Origin of the sequence: Halorubrum rubrum (assembly GCF_024494685.1) — an archaeon.
GTDB classification, from domain to species: Archaea; Halobacteriota; Halobacteria; order Halobacteriales; family Haloferacaceae; genus Halorubrum; species Halorubrum rubrum.
This window is the reverse complement of record NZ_JANHDM010000010.1, coordinates 17,969-33,632: the sequence shown is the minus strand read 5'-3', so window position 1 is coordinate 33,632 and position 15,664 is coordinate 17,969. Positions and strand designations below refer to the sequence as shown.

14 protein-coding genes are annotated in these 15,664 nt (G+C 71.2%); 5 read left to right on the top strand and 9 right to left on the bottom strand.

The genetic code is table 11. The features are described from left to right. Window positions 1-115: 115 nt before the first annotated feature. Complete coding sequence (serA, locus tag NO889_RS11605; RefSeq protein WP_256412412.1) at window positions 116-1,720, bottom strand: phosphoglycerate dehydrogenase; 1,605 nt, start codon at window positions 1,718-1,720, stop codon at window positions 116-118. Window positions 1,721-1,967: 247 nt separating this feature from the next. On the opposite strand from serA, the gene NO889_RS11600 reads away from it, so the two are divergent. Then, window positions 1,968-3,254, top strand: coding sequence for a hemolysin family protein (locus NO889_RS11600; protein WP_256412411.1), 1,287 nt, complete (start codon window positions 1,968-1,970; stop codon window positions 3,252-3,254). A gap of 40 nt (window positions 3,255-3,294) precedes the next feature. On the opposite strand, the gene thpR is transcribed toward NO889_RS11600, so the two are convergent. From thpR to NO889_RS11585, 3 genes are all read right to left on the bottom strand, one after another. After that, complete coding sequence (thpR, locus tag NO889_RS11595) at window positions 3,295-3,882, bottom strand: RNA 2',3'-cyclic phosphodiesterase (RefSeq protein ID WP_256412410.1); 588 nt, start codon at window positions 3,880-3,882, stop codon at window positions 3,295-3,297. Window positions 3,883-4,048: 166 nt separating this feature from the next. After that, entirely contained in the window at window positions 4,049-5,128 is a 1,080-nt protein-coding gene (locus tag NO889_RS11590; protein WP_256412409.1) for a DUF4350 domain-containing protein, read from the bottom strand. Next, a complete protein-coding gene (locus NO889_RS11585) occupies window positions 5,125-6,123 on the bottom strand; it encodes a S49 family peptidase (RefSeq protein ID WP_256412408.1) in 999 nt (332 codons plus the stop codon). Before NO889_RS11585 ends, NO889_RS11590 begins: the two co-directional genes overlap by 4 nt. Before the next feature lie 146 nt (window positions 6,124-6,269). On the opposite strand from NO889_RS11585, the gene NO889_RS11580 reads away from it, so the two are divergent. The 3 genes from NO889_RS11580 to NO889_RS11570 all read left to right on the top strand — a co-directional run bounded on the left by NO889_RS11580 (window position 6,270) and on the right by NO889_RS11570 (window position 8,232). Further along, window positions 6,270-7,133 (top strand): tetratricopeptide repeat protein, encoded by an 864-nt coding sequence (locus tag NO889_RS11580; RefSeq protein ID WP_256412407.1) that lies wholly within the window; start codon window positions 6,270-6,272, stop codon window positions 7,131-7,133. Then, window positions 7,134-7,433 (top strand): DUF424 domain-containing protein, encoded by a 300-nt coding sequence (locus tag NO889_RS11575; protein WP_256412406.1) that lies wholly within the window; start codon window positions 7,134-7,136, stop codon window positions 7,431-7,433. A gap of 97 nt (window positions 7,434-7,530) precedes the next feature. Beyond that, a complete protein-coding gene (locus NO889_RS11570) occupies window positions 7,531-8,232 on the top strand; it encodes a TMEM165/GDT1 family protein (RefSeq protein WP_256412405.1) in 702 nt (233 codons plus the stop codon). Between the two features lie 68 nt (window positions 8,233-8,300). On the opposite strand, the gene NO889_RS11565 is transcribed toward NO889_RS11570, so the two are convergent. Continuing rightward, complete coding sequence (locus NO889_RS11565) at window positions 8,301-9,467, bottom strand: DUF2157 domain-containing protein (protein WP_256412404.1); 1,167 nt, start codon at window positions 9,465-9,467, stop codon at window positions 8,301-8,303. An 86-nt stretch (window positions 9,468-9,553) separates the two neighbouring features. Next, window positions 9,554-10,666, bottom strand: coding sequence for a pyridoxal-phosphate-dependent aminotransferase family protein (locus tag NO889_RS11560; protein ID WP_256412403.1), 1,113 nt, complete (start codon window positions 10,664-10,666; stop codon window positions 9,554-9,556). 154 nt (window positions 10,667-10,820) lie between these two features. On the opposite strand from NO889_RS11560, the gene NO889_RS11555 reads away from it, so the two are divergent. Then, complete coding sequence (locus tag NO889_RS11555) at window positions 10,821-11,090, top strand: DUF7533 family protein (RefSeq protein ID WP_256412402.1); 270 nt, start codon at window positions 10,821-10,823, stop codon at window positions 11,088-11,090. Between the two features lie 100 nt (window positions 11,091-11,190). Here NO889_RS11555 and NO889_RS11550 read toward each other — a convergent pair whose 3' ends face one another. From NO889_RS11550 to NO889_RS11540, 3 genes are all read right to left on the bottom strand, one after another. Then, window positions 11,191-12,261, bottom strand: coding sequence for a BGTF surface domain-containing protein (locus tag NO889_RS11550; protein ID WP_256412401.1), 1,071 nt, complete (start codon window positions 12,259-12,261; stop codon window positions 11,191-11,193). A 75-nt stretch (window positions 12,262-12,336) separates the two neighbouring features. Further along, on the bottom strand, window positions 12,337-13,767 hold the full coding sequence (locus tag NO889_RS11545) for a M24 family metallopeptidase (protein WP_256412400.1): 1,431 nt from the start codon (window positions 13,765-13,767) through the stop codon (window positions 12,337-12,339). Continuing rightward, a complete protein-coding gene (locus tag NO889_RS11540) occupies window positions 13,764-15,608 on the bottom strand; it encodes a UvrD-helicase domain-containing protein (protein ID WP_256412399.1) in 1,845 nt (614 codons plus the stop codon). Before NO889_RS11540 ends, NO889_RS11545 begins: the two co-directional genes overlap by 4 nt. Between the last annotated feature and the right edge of the window lie 56 nt (window positions 15,609-15,664).

Sequence of the window (15,664 nt, the reverse complement as noted above, 5' to 3'; positions counted from 1 at the left end):
TGCGCGTTGATACCACGGATCGCTACGGGGATCGAACGGATACGGGGATCGACCGCGCGGTCGCGGGGCGCGTCTCGGTCGACCGCCGGCCACTCCGCCTTCCGCCGACCGCCGGCTACTCCGCCTTCCGCTCCTCGGATCCGTCGAGGGTGATCTCGGTCACCTCGACGATCCGGTCGTCGGCGAGCAGGGTCTCTCTCGCCTCCTCCGGGATCGGGTGATCGAGGTTGTACACCGTCAGCGCCTGTCCGCCCTGCGTCTCGCGGCCGTTGAACATCCCCGCGATGTTGACCTCGTGGTCGCCGAGGACGGTCCCGATGAGGCCGATGACGCCCGGCTCGTCGGTGTTGCGCGCGACGAGCATGTGGCCGTACGGGACGGCGTCGACGCGGAAGCCGTCGATGCGGACGATCCGCGGGTCCTCGCCCGCGAACAGGGTCCCCTCCACGGCGATGGAGTCGTCGCCGTTGTGGACGGACACCCGAACGATGCTCTGGAAGTCCTCGGTCTGGCGGGTCTTCGACTCGGTCACCTCGATGCCGCGCTCCTCGGCGAGTCGCGGGGCGTTGACCGCGTTCACCTGCCACTCGAGCGGCTCGAAGACGCCCTTCAGCGCCGACGCCGTGACGAGCTCGACGTCCTCGGCGGCGATGTCGCCCTCGTAAGTCACCTCGACGCCCGTGATCCGGCCGTCGAGCAGCTGGGCGGCGACCTTGCCGGCGGTCTCCGCGACGGCGATGTACGGCTCGATCCGCGGGAACGCGGTCTCGTCGACCGAGGGCGCGTTGAGCGCGGTGAGCACCGGTTCGCCGTTGAACGCCGCTATCACGGCCTCGGCGGTGTCGACGGCGACGTTCTCCTGGGCGGCCTCCGTCGACGCGCCGAGGTGCGGCGTGACGACGACGTCCTCCACGTCGAGAAGCGGCGAGTCGTCGGGCAGCGGCTCCTCGGCGAAGGAGTCGAGCGCGGCCCCCGCGACGACGCCGTCGTCGACCGCCTCGGCGAGCGCGTCCTCGTCGACGATGCCGCCGCGGGCGCAGTTGATCAGGTAGCCGCCCTCGAGCTGGGCGAGCTCGTCCTCGCCGATCATGCCCTCGGTCTCGGGGAGGAGCGGGGTGTGGACCGTCGCCACGTCTGCGCGCGCGAGCGTCTCGTGGAGGTCGTCGACGAGGTCCGCGCCGAACTGCGCCGCGCGCTCCTCGGAGATGTACGGGTCGTAGACGACGAGCTCCATCCCCAGCGAGTCGAGCCGCTTCGCGACCTCCTGGCCGACGCGACCGAGCCCGACGATGCCGAGCGTCTTGTTGTTGAGCTCCGTGCCGAGGAACTCGCCTTTCGCCCACTCGCCGTCCTTCAGTCGACCGTGCGCCTGCGGGATCGAGCGCGCGACCGCGAACGTCATCGCGACCGTGTGCTCGGCGGCGGCCCGGACGTTCCCCTCCGGGGCGTTGGCGACGACGACGCCGTGGTCGGTCGCGGCGTCGATGTCGATGTTGTCCACGCCGATGCCGGCGCGGCCGACGATGACGAGCTCGGAGGCCGCCTCGAACACCTCGCGGGAGACGTCCGTCCCCGAGCGAACGATGAGCGCGTTCGCGTCGCTCACGGCGTCCAAGAGCGCCTCGCCCTCGACGTCGTAGTCGGTCTCCACCTCGTGGCCGGCCTCCCGGAGCCGCTCGAGGCCAGGGTCGGCGATCGGGTCCGTGACGAGTACCTTCATGTCCGTACCGACCCTCGGCGCGGTGTTAACGCTTTCTTCATCGCGCCGTTTTTCCGCTCCCGAACTCTCCCCGGCGTGTCACTTTCGATCCGCGATCGTGGACACACAACCCCTCCGTTTCGGGTGGAAACACCTCGTCCGTGCGTACCGCCGCGAACCGCCGGCCGCGTCGTCGGGGGCGGCGATGCCTCGTGGTCACACCGGCCGTCGCCGATACACCCTTTCGGGTCGACGCGCATGTGGACGTATGGACCTCACGCTCTCGTTTCTCGGGGCCGCCGCGATCCTCGCACTGACCGGGATCAGCGCCTTCTTCTCGAGTTCGGAACTCGCCGTGTTCTCGGTCGCGAAACACCGGGTCGACGCGCTCGTCGCCGACGGGATCCCCGGAAGCGCGGCGCTCGCGTCGCTCCGGGAGAACCCGCACCGCTTCCTCGTCACCGCGCTCGTGAGCAACAACGTCGCGAACATCGCGGCCGCCTCCGTCGCGACCGCGGTGCTCGTCCAGTACCTTCCGGCCGGACAGGCCGCGACCGGATCCACCGTCTTCACCTCCTTTTTCGTCATCGTCTTCGGCGAGATCGCGCCGAAATCGTACGCGGTCGCGAACGCCGAGCGACACGCGCTCCGGGTCGCCCGCCCGGTCGTCGCCCTCCAGCGGCTCCTCCGGCCGATCCTCTACGTCTTCGAGGCCGCGAGCGGACTCGTCACCCGCGTCGTCGGCGGCGACACGGCCATCGAGTCGTACCTGAGCCGCGAGGAGATCCAGACGCTCGTGCTCTCGGGCGAGGAGACCGGCGCGCTCGACCCCGACGAGAGCGCGATGATCCGCGGCGTTCTGGATCTGGGCGCGACCCGCGTCACCGCCGTGATGGTCCCCCGAACCGACATGGTCGCCGTCCCCGACACGGCGACGCCCTCCGAGGTCGTCTCGATGGCCACGGCGGCGCACGTCACGCGGTTGCCCGTCTACGGCGAGAACCGTGACGACGTGGTGGGGATCGTCGACGTCCGCGACGCGATCCGCGCAGACGAGGCGAGAGAGGGGCTCGCGAGCGTCCTCGCGGAGCCGACGTTCGTCCCCGAGACGAAGCCGGTCGACGAGCTGTTCGCGGAGATGCGCGAGACCGGCGCGCGGATGGTCGTGGTCGTCGACGAGTTCGGCGCGGTCGTCGGGCTCGCGACCCTCGAGGACGTCCTCGAGGAAGTGGTGGGCGAGCTGATCGGGCGCGGCGAGACCGACCACGTCGACGTCCTCGAGCCGGGCGTTGCGGTCGCGCGCGGCTGGACCACCGTGGCGTACCTCAACGACGCGCTCGGGCTCTCGCTGCCGACCGACGGCGAGTTCGAGACGGTCGCCGGGCTGATCACGGAGCGGGTCGGCCGACTCCCCGAGGAGGGCGACCGCGTCGCGGTCGGCGAGGTCGCCCTCGTCGTCACCGACGCGACCCCGACGCGCGTGACGCGGGTCCGCGTCGAACACCCGGTCGCGGCTCCCGGCGAGGGCGTCGACGCCGGGTCCGCGACAGAGTGAGCCGACAGATGGAAGCGGGCCGCCGCGGGTCGACGCGGGGTCACTCGGGCTCGAGATCGAACGTCGCGATCGGCTCGTAGATCGGCCCGTCCTCCGTCAGCGTCGACTCGATCAGGGCCACCGACTCGACCGTGAACCTCCCGAACTCGGGGTCGCGCTCGCGGACGACCTCCCGGACCCGCGCTTTCCCCCGGCCGTCGTCCATCCGCGCGAGGGTGACGTGCGGCGTGAACTCGTGTCCCTCCGGGTCGAACCCGAGCGCGGTCGTCTCCGCCTCCAGCGCCCCGTGGAGGCGGGTCAGCGCCTCCGTCCCCTCCCCGATCCCCGCCCAGACGACGGAGACGTACTCGAGCGAGGGGAAGACGCCGAGCCCCTCGACCGCGCAGTCGAACGGGCCGACGCCGGCGCGGTCGACCGCGCGCTCGCCGGCGGCGCGCACCGCCTCGAGGTCGGCGGCGGCGACGTCGCCGAGGAACGTCAGCGTGAGGTGCGCTTGGCTCGGATCGACCGGCCGGACCCCCGCCGCCTCCGCGAACGCCGACTGGAGGTCGGCGATCGGCTCCGCGAGGTCGTCGGGCAGTTCGACGGCGACGAACGCCCGGACGGACGAGGTCGACGACGATGGCATGGATACGTGCGCGATCCGGTCGCCGGAGGGTCATACCTTCCGGCGATCGACCGCGGAGGTCGACGGCCGCGCGACCGACGCGTCGGCGACTACCGGGAGTCGGTCGGACGGGTCGGAAAAATCGGCGTCGGACGCGGTTCGACGGCGAGCCGGGACGGCGACAGCCTCAGGCCGTCGCGCTCGTCTCGTTCGTCGGCGGTTGCGTCGGTTCCGTCGGCTCGGTCGGCGGCTGAGTCGGCTCCGTGGGCTGGGTCGGCTCCTCGGGCGGGGTCTCGGGCGGCTGCGTCTCCGGGTCCCGATCGTTCTCCACGAGGAAGTCCGCCAGGTTCCCGATCAGCACGTCGTTGTCGGCGCGCTGAGCGTTCTCCGGCGAGAGGAAGTCGGCGTCGCCGACCGCGACGACGCCGCCGTCGCGGACGAGAAGCGGCGCGTCGGTCGCCGCCCGCGTCGTCGACAGCTCGCTGCCGTCGATCGGACGGAACTCGTCGCCGCCATCGGCCGCCGTCCCGACGGGCGTTACCGTCGAGAACATCGCGCGGTCGACCCCCGCGGTCAGCGCGGAGTCGCCGGTCGGCTCCGCGTACACCCGCTGGTAGTTCAGGTCGTTCTCGACCATGTTGTACACGTAGCCGGGCTCGGTGGTGGTCCCGAGCGTGGCGTCGAGCGACGTCGGCCCCGGCTGGTCGAACTCGGCGTCCGGTTCGGTCGCGAGCACCATCCGACCGTCCGCCTCGACGAACGTTTCGATGTCCTCGAGTTCCTCCTCCTCGTAGTCGCTTCGGAAGGTGACGAACGCGTCCGCCTCGGCGAGGTCCTCGCCGAGCGGGGTGGGACCGGACGCTCCCGGCCGGTTCGGCATCTGCGACGCGCCCGCCTCGGGCGTGTACACCCGGACGTCGTGGCCGTTCTCGATGAGGGCGTTCGCCAGCGGCCGGATGTCGCGGTCGGCGACGCCGCCGCCGGCCAGCCCGATGAGCGACAGCGGGTTGGTCGCGACGCCGCCGCCGGCCGCCTGGACGCCGGGATCGATGACGATCGTCTGCGGTTCCGCGTCGCTGTCCATCGCCACGTTCGCCTCGCCAGGGTCGTCGTCTTTGATCACGTCCGTCGACTGGAAGTGATCGTTCTCGATCTCCGGCGCGGGAGCCGCGCCGTCGGCGGTGACGTAGCCGGCGAGCGCCGAGCCGCCGGCGATCGTCGCGAACGTCACGAGGAACGCGACCGCGAGGGTGACGGCTCGGCTCACGCGGAGACACCCCCGTTCAGGGAGGCCGCGGTGTCGTCCGCGGCGGGGCCGATCGCGCTGGTGTTTCGATCGGTTCCCTCGTCGACGCCGAGGTCGCTCCGCGTGAACCGCTCCACCGTGTCGACGTGCGGGACGGCTTCGAGGTGGATGTACGTGGAGGGCATCGGCTCGACGTCGGCGTAGCCGGGGTCGTTCGCGTACACCGCGACGACCTGCGAGTCGGTGCGGAGCAGGATCGGGAGGCCGGTGTCGAAGCCGGTCTCGCGCGTGTCGACCCGGTAGTCGCCGAGATCCGCGCGGGTCGCGGCCTCGTGGATCGCCTCGTTGAGCGAGCCGATCTCGTCGGCGAAGCCGTTCTGGACGGCCTCGGTGCCGAGGTAGACATCGGCCTGTGCGACCTGTTCGCGCGGCATCTGGAACTCGTCGCCGCGCTCGGCCATCATCGCGTTGACGAAGGTGTCGGCGAGGGTCTGCTGTTCGGCCCATCCCTGGATCTCGTTTCCGCCGGCCTTGTCGGGGCCGCTCGGGCCCGAGACGGGCGAGCTCGTCTGGGGGGCGGGGGCGTTCAGTCCGATGCTGCCGACCTGCGAGGTCGGCAACACGTAGATGTCGTCGGCCGGGGCCATCGCGTAGTAGCCGCCGGAGGCGCTCATCGACTGGACGCTCGCGATCACCGGCATCTGCTGGCTCGTGCGCTGGACCGCCTTGTACATGCGTTCGGACGCGACCGGCGCACCGCCGGGCGTGTCGATCTTTAATACGACGGCACCGACGGAGTCGTTGCCGCGGATCGCTGCGAGTTCGCTTTCGACGTCGTCCGCGAGGGCCGAGTTGACGGGGCCTTCGACTTCGACGACGGCCACCGTGTCCGTCGTCTCGTTGGTCGCCGCGTACACGTTCGGCGCGACCACGACGCCGAGCAACGCGGCGGCCAACACGACGGCCGCGACCTGTCGTCGCGGGGTGATGGCCGTGGAGAGCTTGTTGGTAGACATTACCGGGTAACGTCTCACGAGTAAGGTACATAAAGTTCCGGGTGAACGTAACGCGAATTTAACTCTGGTTCATGGTATCGTGGAACACACTCCGGGCTCGGCCGTCGACGTAACGCTTACCCGCCGTGACCGACAGATCCGGGTATATGACCGACGAGCGCGACGCGGACCGCCACGAGTTCTCCGCGGGCCAGGGCGTCGACGCCGACTACGAGGAGTTCACCCTCGACCCCGAGGAGTTGGACGCCGACCCGACCACCGTCGACCCGGTCGACTCGCGGGTTCTCACCGACGTGCTCGACCGACGCAACGTCGAGAGCGACGCAGTCGACGTCGAGCGGTTGATCGACGTCGGGCTCTCCTACATGGGGATCAACCGCTTCGAGGAGGCGACGGAGACGTTCGAGCGCGCGGCCCGGTTCGCGGACGAAGACTCGCTGGAGGCTCAGGAGGCGTGGGTGAACAAGGGAGCGGCCCACGCGGAGCTCGAGGAGTACGACGAGGCGATCGGCGCGTACCAGGAGGCGTTGCGCATCGACGACGACTCCGAGCACGCCGCGAGCGCCGAGACGAACCTCGCGTACGCGCTCTGGGAGTCCGGCCGAAGCGAGCAGGCGCTCGAACACGCCGAGCGCGCCGTCGAGATCGACCCGCGGTTCGCGCAGGCGTGGTACAACCGCGGGTTCCTTCTCGTCGAGCGCGGCCTCGCCGAGGACGCAGTCAACTGCTTCGACAACGCGATCCGCCTCGGCTACCGTGACGCGGGCGTGTTAGAGGAGAAGGCCCGCGCGCTGGAGGAGGCGGGCGAACACGAGCAGGCCGACGAGGTCGCCGACCGCGCCGAGGAGATCCGCCGGGAGGCCGAAGAGCGGATGGTCGAAGAGCAGGCCGGTCAGGGCGGAACGGGCGGCGGCCGGCCCGGTCCGGGCGATCGGGGCGGCCGCGGCGGGGATCCCGGCGCGGGCGAACCGGAGCGCGAGCTCCAGGGAGAGGGTCCAGAGGGCTTCTAGATGCTGCTTCGCGAGCGGGAGACGCCCGAGGGGACGCTCGTCTCGGTCTGTGACGTCGACTGTCTCGGCGAGACCTACGACAACGGCCGCGCAAGCCTCTCGGTGAGCGAGGAGTTCTACGGCGGTGACGACGCCGTCGAGGCCGACCCCGAGACGGTCGTCTCCGCGCTCCACCGCGCGCAGGTCGGGAACCTGGTCGGTCGGGAGGCGGTCGGCGTCGCGGTCGAGGCCGGACTCGTCGACGAGAGCGCGGTCATGGAGTTCGACGGCACGCGACACGCCCAGCTGCTCTGGTTGTGACGGTTTTCCGTATGCGCAAAACACTTGGTTTAGCCGTCTCTAAACGTTCGCCGTCGACGCGTCGTTCACCGGCGGCGCGTCCACGAGTCGATCCTCGATGACCGAGACAACGTGGCTGACCGTCCTGTTCATCGCCGCCGGCGCGCAGCTCGCGGTCCTCCCCGGCGAGAAGGTTCAGCTACTCATCGCCGGGCTCTCGACGCGGTACCGTCCGGCCGTCGTCGTGAGCGCGGCCGCGGCGTCGTTCGCCGGCTGGACGGCCCTCGAGATCCGGTTCGGTCAGGCGATCACCGCGGCGCTGCCGGGGATCTATCTGGACGCGCTGACGGCGGTGCTGTTCGTCTTCTTCGCGTACCTGCTCGTCCGGAGCGCCCCCGACCCCGACGACGCGGACCCGGAGATGACCACCGGCTCGATGACCGACGGGGGCGAACTCGACGTTCGGGTTCCCCTGTTGGGCTGGCGGGTGCCGAACCGGTTCGGGGGCTTCCTCCCGATATTCGCGATGATGGCGTTCGGGGAGTTCGGCGACAAGACCCAGCTCGTCACCATCTCGCTCGCCACCCAGTACGGCGCGTACCCGACCGCGATCTGGACCGGCGAGATGCTCGCGATCATCCCCGTGAGCCTCGTGAACGCGTACTTCTTCCACCGCTTTGCCCACCGGTTCGACCTCCGCAAGGCGCACTTCGCGGGCGCGGCGGTGTTCGGCTTCTTCGCGCTCGACTTCGTCGCGAGCGTCGTTCTCGGCCGCTCGCTGTGGGAGACCGGGATCGACGCCCTCGCCGGGGCGGTCTGATCCCGGTCTCCCGCCTCGCCCGCGATTCGTCTCTCCCCTCCCGCTCGCGGTTCGCCCCGCGTCCCCCGCTACCCGATCCGCGCGAGCACCGCCCGACGGCCGCGCTCCGCGCCGAGCCCCGCGGCGAGCAGGACCGCTCCCGCGACGACGAGCGCCAGCGAGCCGGAGACCGCGTCCCCGACCGGGCCGGCGAGGAAGGCGAGCACGCCGAGGACGAACCCGAGCGCCGCCACGTTCGCCGGGGCGGCCTCCCGGAGCCCCACCGCCCCGACGACGAGCGCCAACACGACGCCGAGCAGGCAGCCGAGCGCGACCAGCGACCCCGCGAAGTCGCCGACGCGTCCGGCGAGGGTCCACGCGCCCGCGGTCGCGACGGGGGCCGCGACCGCGGGGACGCTCGCGTATCGCGCGAGCCGGTCGTCGCCGGCGCGGCCGAGCGCGACCACGGCGGCGACGACGCTCGCCGCGACGAGCAGGGCCGTTCCGGCGGAGAGCCCCTCCGGCGGCGATCCGACCGCGACGATCGGGACGAGCGCGGCGACCGCGAACGCGCCGCCGAGCCAGCGGAGCGTCGCCGCGAACCGCGGGAGCGCGGGGCTCTCATCGGTAGTGAGTCCGACGACGTAGACGACTCCGCCGTACGCCCCGAACAGGAGCACGAACTCCGCCGGATCGGTCGCCGACGCGACGGTCGCCGCGCCGAGGATCGCCCCCGCGCCCCCGATCGGTCGCGAGTCGAGTCCGGCCGCGATCGCGACCGCGACGCCGGTCCACGCCGCCAAGAGCCAGGCCTGTAGGGTCGCGACCTCGAGCCCCGGCGTCAACTCGGCGAGTCGAAAGAGGGTCACGCCGGCGAAGAGCGCCGCGAGCAGCCACAGCCCGTGGGCGGTCCGGGGGGAGTCCTCCCGGAGGCGCGCCCCGCCGGCGGCGGCGAGGACGGGCACGCCGACGAGGATCGCGACCCGCGCGACGACCGGGATCGACGCCCAGCGCTCGTAGAGGTACGCGCCGACGCCGACCGCGACGAGGACGCCGCCCATCAGCGCCAGCGCGACGACGACCCGGTTCTCCGCGAGGAGCCCGTCGTCGCCGTCGGCCGACGCGGCGCTGTCGTCGACGGCCTCGGAGGCATCGTCCGTCCGCTCGAACTCCCGGATCCGCGCCGCAGTCTCTTCGTCTATCACGCCCGCGTCGGTCCAGCGATCGAGCGCCGCGCGGAGGGAATCGCGGTCCATGGCCGGAGGAACCGCGGGACGACTCAAGTATCTTGTCGCGGGGTCGGTCGACCCCGCCCCGACCCGCACCCCCCGGAGAACGACCGCTACAGCCCCGCGACGTCCTCGATGGCGTCGGTGAGTTCTCTCACGCTCTCGACGGTGTGTTCGCCCATGTGGCCGATGCGGAACGTCTCCTCGCCGAGCCGCGAGCCGTACCCGTTCGAGAAGACCATGTCGTACTCCTCGCTCACCGCCTCGATGGTCCCGGCCACGTCGATCCCCCGCGTGTTCTCGATACAGGCGACGGTCTGTGACTCGTACCCCGCCTCGGGGAACATCGCGAAGTGCTCGTTCGCCCACTCGTGGACGTACTCCATCATCTCGCGGTGGCGCTCGCTGCGCGCCTCGTGGCCCTCCTCGAGCATGTGTTTCATCTGCCTGTGGTAGGCCAGCATGACGGGGATGGCGGGCGTCGAGTGGGTCTGGCCCTTCCGTTCGTAGTAGTCGATGGTGCGGCGGAAGCCGCCGTACCACGAGGAGTCGCCCTTCTCGACCTCGCGCTCGTAGGCGTCGTCGCTGACGACACAGACCGCGAGCCCCGGCGGCATCGCGAACGCCTTCTGGGTCGACGCGAAGATGACGTCGATGCCGTGTTCGTCGATGTCGACGTGGTCGCCGCCGAGCGCGGAGACCGCGTCGACGACGAAGTAGGTGTCCGGGTACTCCGCGACCACGTCGCCGATCTCCTCGATCGGATTGCGGACGCCGGTCGAGGACTCGTTCATCACGGTCGCGACCACGTCATACTCCTTCCCCGAGGACTCGAGGTGCTCGCGGACGTCCTCGGGCTTGATCGCCTCGCCCCACTCGTACTCCAGCCGGTCGACGTCCTTGCCGAGCCGCTCTGCGACGTTGGCGTGGCGCTCGCTGAAGCTCCCGCAGGTCGGCACGAGGATGTTCTCGTCGACGAGGTTGAGCGTCGACGCCTCCCAGAACTCGGTGCCGGAGGCGGTCAAGATCACGACCTCGTTGTCGGTGCCGAGGAACGCCTTCGTGTCCTCGACGATGGTGGTGTAGAGGTCCGTCATCCGGTCCATGCGGTGGCCGAACATCGGCTGGGCCATCGCCTCGATGACGTCCTCGCGGACCTCCGTCGGGCCGGGGATGTACAGGGTCTTGTCCTGGTAGTCGTCGCGGTATTCGCGTTTCTTCGTCACTGGGGTCACCCGATACCGTACACCGGGTCGGGAGACGGTATGGTACTTTTGATGCCGTCGCGTGAGCGATCGATCCGGCGGATCCGCGGAACGCGCGTTCCGACGGAGCATGTCAACAGAGCCGTTTATCCGGGGCGAGAGGATAGGGGGCCACATGAGCCTCGGGCTGTTCGACATGATCGGGCTGGCGGCGTCGCTCGTGTTCGCGCTGCCGCTCGCGAACTACGCGCTCGTCCGTCTCCTCGCCGGCGAGACCGCCCTCGGTGCCGGGCTGCTCGTCGTCGCCGTCGCGATGGTCGCGCTGCCGCAGTACTTCCTCGACCCCGGTCGGATCCTCCGGGGACTCCTCCGCGGGCTCCTCCCGCGACGGCTCCGCGGCGACGACGCGGAGTCGGGAGCCGACGGCGACGTCGCCGAGAAGTGACCGGTTCGGCGAACCCGCCCCGGTCGACGCGTCCCGTTCACGTTCGTCGACCGCTCCGCTTTCGTCGGCGCGCTTCGCTAGCGTCGACGCGCTCCGACGCTCACTCGCGCCGGCGCGAGACGAGCGCGGTCCCGAGGAGCGCGAGCGCGGCCGCGACGAGCCCGAAGCCCGGAACGCTGGTGTCGAACCCGCCGCCGGAGCCGTCGTCGGCGCTCTCGCTTCCGTCGTCGCTTCCGGACCCGTCACCCGCGCCGCTCCCGTCGTCCTCCTCGACGCCGATCGACTCGTCGACGACGAGGACGTCCTGCTCGCTCTCGCCGTCGAGCGCGTCGTTGCCGGTGACCGTCAGCGTCGCGCGGTCGCCGTGGCTCGCCTCGCCGAGATCGAATCTCACGGTGGCCTCCCCGTCCTCGACCGTCGCCTCCTCGGTCTTGATGTAGGCGGGGCTGGCGCCCCCGGCCGACCGCATCCGGAGCGTCACGGTCTCGCCGTCCGCGAGGTCGACCGGCACGGTCACGTCCGTCTCGGCCGGCTCGACGACCACGTCGGCCGCCTCGACGTCCGACTCGGTGACGGTCGAGTTGGCCGCCTCGTCCGACCCGTCCGACTCGTCGTCGGACGCGCCGCCGTTCCCGTCTCCGGACCCGTCCTCCGTCGACGCGGGCTCGACGATCAGGCTCCCGACGTCAGCGGGCTCGTCGCCCTCGGCGGTCACCGACACGTCGTAGGAGCCGGGCGCGATCGGCTCGTCGAGGTCGGTCTCGCCGTCGATCGAGACCGAGGCGTCGCCCTCGGCGGTCAGGGGCGTTCCGCCCCCGCCCGTCTCCGCGTGGTCGAGGACGAGCCTCGTGGTCCCGTCGTCGTCGGGCGTCACGGTCGCGCGGAGCGCGTATCCGCTCTCGGACTCGTCGCCGATCGCGACCTCGACCTCGTCGACGCCGTCGGTCTCGACCCCGATCGCGGCGGTGTCGCCCTCGGCCACCGTGACGAGCGAGGCGTCGAGGTCGGCCGTGCCGTCCGCGGCGGCCGTCCCGACGAGCGCGCTTCCGGCCAGCGCGACCCCGACGACCGCGAGCGCGGCCACCAGGACCGTGCCCGCCGCGGGGAACAATTTTCTCGCGATTCGTCCGATCGATCCGGCCTCGTCGGCCGTGGAGGGCTGCGTCGGCATGTGTCTCGACGATCGAACGGGAGTTAAAAGTCACCCCCGATGACTCAAACGACCATCGTAGCCATCGGCCGATCGCTACCGGTTCGCGGCGAACTCCTCCCGCTCGGCGGGGGTCGTTCCGAACGGGTACGGCGCGAGGAGTTCGTACCCCTCCTCGCGGACCACGAGGGGATCGCCGAGGCGGACGCCACCGATCGCGGGGTCGTACACGCCGGGTTCGACCGCGAGCACGTGTCCGGGACGGAGCGTCTCCCCGCCCGGCAGCGCCGGCGGCTCCCGCCGGGACAGCCCGATCCCGCGGCCCGTGTCGTGGGTGTACCCGGCCTCGCCCGGTGACGCGTTCGGGTCGAAGCCGTACGCGGCCAGTTCGGCGGCGGCCTCCCCGTGGACGGTCGCCGCGGGGGCTCCCGGCTCCACCTCCGCGAGCGCGGCCTCGCGGGCCGCCTCGACCGCGACGTACGCCCGGCGCGCCCAGCCGCCGTCGCCGTCGACGACGAACGTCCGCGCGAGCGCGCCGTGGTACCCGTCCGGCCCGCGCGGTGAGAGGTCGACGACGACCGTCTCGCCCGCCCGGATCGCGGCGTCGCGGCCGGGATCGGCGGTCGACCCGCTTCCCCCGTCCCGATCCGCGGCGGCCCTCCCCGCGGCGACGGCGGTGTGTCCCGCGTCGCTTACGCCCCGTTCGGCGAGCGTCGCGTTCACGGCCCGCCGGAGCCGCTCGGTCGTGAGCGGGCCGCCCTTCCAGCGCAGAACCGGCCGCGCCTCCGAGTCGGCATCGGCGTGGCCCGCCCGCGACGACCCCTCGGCCGGCTCGGTCCGTGCGAGGACCGTCTCCGCGCGCGCCATTCCGGCCGCGGCGGCGCGCTGTACCCGCCGGATCCGCTCCACCTCGGCCGGGTCCTTGACCGCCCGCGCGTCGCTCACGACCGGCGTCGACGCGGGGTCGTAGCCCGCCCGCTCGAGGTAGACGGCCGCGTCGTGGGGGATCGCGCGCGGGACGAGGACGGGGCGGTCGTCGACTCCGTCGTCGCCGCGTTCGTCGTCGCCCCGACCGTTCCCGTCGAGGACCGCCGCGGCGCGGACGCCGACCGGGTCGCCGGCGCGTCCGGTCCGAACCGCGCGGACGACCCCGTCGTGGAAGGCGGCGGGGTCGTCCCGAGCCGGCTCGGTCCGGATCGACTCGGTCCGGATCGACTCGGTCCGGGCCGATCCGTCGCCCGCCGAATCGATCCGGGCGGCATCGACGAACGCCCGTTCGACCCGGCCCGCGGCCTCCGCGGGCGCGAGGAGGACGGCTCGCGGCGACGACGACGCGGATCCGGGAGTCACCACGACGCCGTACGTCCGGTCCGGCCCGGACGCGCGCGCCAGGTATCGCAGGTCGTCGTCGCGGCCGTCGCCGACCGCGACGAACCCGGCCGCACCCGCCGTCTCGACCGCCTCGACGACGGGGGAGAGGTCGGTCCGGGGCGGCCGGAGCTCGGCGTCCGCGTCCCCGCCGCTCACGGCTCGGGTTCCGGGACCGCCACCTCGTCTTGGACCTCCTCGATGAGCTCCTGTGGCGGCTCGTCGCGGAGCTCGTTGAACAACAGCACGCTGATCGGGAGCGTCGGCGCGCCGCCGATGAGGCTCTCCATGACCACGAGCCGCTCGCGGGCGCGGGACATCCCGACGTAGAACACCCGCCGCTCGTTGTCCGTGAGCACCGGCACGGGGCTCGTGGTCTTCGTGAACTCCTCGACGCCGTCGACGTCGGTGGGGTCGTCGATGGAGGCGGCCATCTGCTCGACCACCTTCTCCGTCAGGTCGGTCGCGACGAACACGTGGTCGGCCTCGCGGCCCTTCGCGGAGTGGATGGTGCCGACGCGGACGCGAGTCGGGTCCATCCCCGCGTAGTCGCCGCCGAAGTACGCGCCCATCGACTTCCGCTGGAAGCTCGTCACCTTTCGGACCATGTCGTCGGCGCTCGCCGCGTCGGGCATGAACGGGATCCGGTCGCGGACCTCGTCGGTCGGCACCTCGATGAGCGAGATGTCCTCGGCGTCGGCGGCCTCCTCGCGGTCGTCGATGAAGTCGTAGAACTCCTCGCGGTCGTGCGTGCCGAACGCCGACTCCTGGAGCATGTCCGCCAGCCGGCGAGCCTCGAGCAGCGTGATCGGCTCGTCGTCGTCGAGCTTCTCGATCGCGGAGACGTAGTCCTGGACGCGGTCGGTCCACATCCGCCCGTCCGTCAGCATCGTGAAGGGGATCCCGTGATCGATGAACTCGTCGATGAAATCGAACATCTGGTAGCGCGCGCGGAACAGACACATCACGCTGCCCTCGTCGTCCTCGACGGTGTAGCGGACGTTCCGGACGAGCTCGAGCATCGACGGCGACTCGATCGCCTCGACGGTGCCGCCCTCCTTGCGGGGGTGGAGGTCCTTCTCCTGGCGCTTGTCGATGTGGCGGATCTCCGCGTTGACGACGTTGAGGATCTCCGAGGGGAGCCGGTAGGAGTTCGGGAGGATCACGTCCTCGTCGACGTCGGTCTCCAAGAGGAGGTCGGGGTCCGCGCCCTGCCACGCGTAGACGACTTGGTCGTCGTCGCCGGCGATCAGCACCTTCTTCATGTGGGGTTTCCACTCCTCGAAGACGCCGTACTGGAGCGTCGTGATGTCCTGGAACTCGTCGATGACCAGGTAGTCGACGCTCGGCACGAGCGAGCGCTGGGCCACGCGCTCGAGCATGTCGGCGAAGCCGACGAGCCCGTGTTCGCCCTTGTACGCCCGCCACGCGCGGATCGTCTCGGGAATGTCGATCCGGTCGTCGGCGGAGGGCCACGTCGGCGTGTACTTGTTCCCCTGCTGGGCGTTGGGGTCCTCCTCGGGCGGGAGACGCACCTCCTCGACGTTCCACTGGAAGGGCACGTCGTACCAGTCGGCCACGTCGCGTTCGGTGCGCTGGAGCCACTGGGAGGTGGCGATGATCTTGTTACCGATGGTCGTCGAGCGCGCGGTCCGGCGGCCGGCCCCGCCGTGTTGGTCCTCGAACTCGATGCCGTACTCCTCGCAGAACGCCTCCTTGTCGTCGTCGCCGACCACGTCACCCCGCGAGAGGTCGAGCAGCTCGTAGGCCTTCGCGTGCATCGTACAGACGTTCCCCTGGAGGGTCCGCGGGGAGACGTCGAGGCGCTCCGCCAGCCGCTCGCGGATCTCCGCCGCGGCCGCACGGGTGTAGGAGACGACGAGCACGTCGCGGACGTCGGCCGCGTCGTCCTCGAGGATCTCCTCGACCCGATCGAGGAGGGCCGTGGTCTTCCCGCTGCCGGGGCCGCCGAACAGTCGCGTTACGGTGGGGTCGTTCATTACCGACTACTGATCGCGACTCTCCTTAAACGCCGTGGCTCGATGACGGGGCGTTC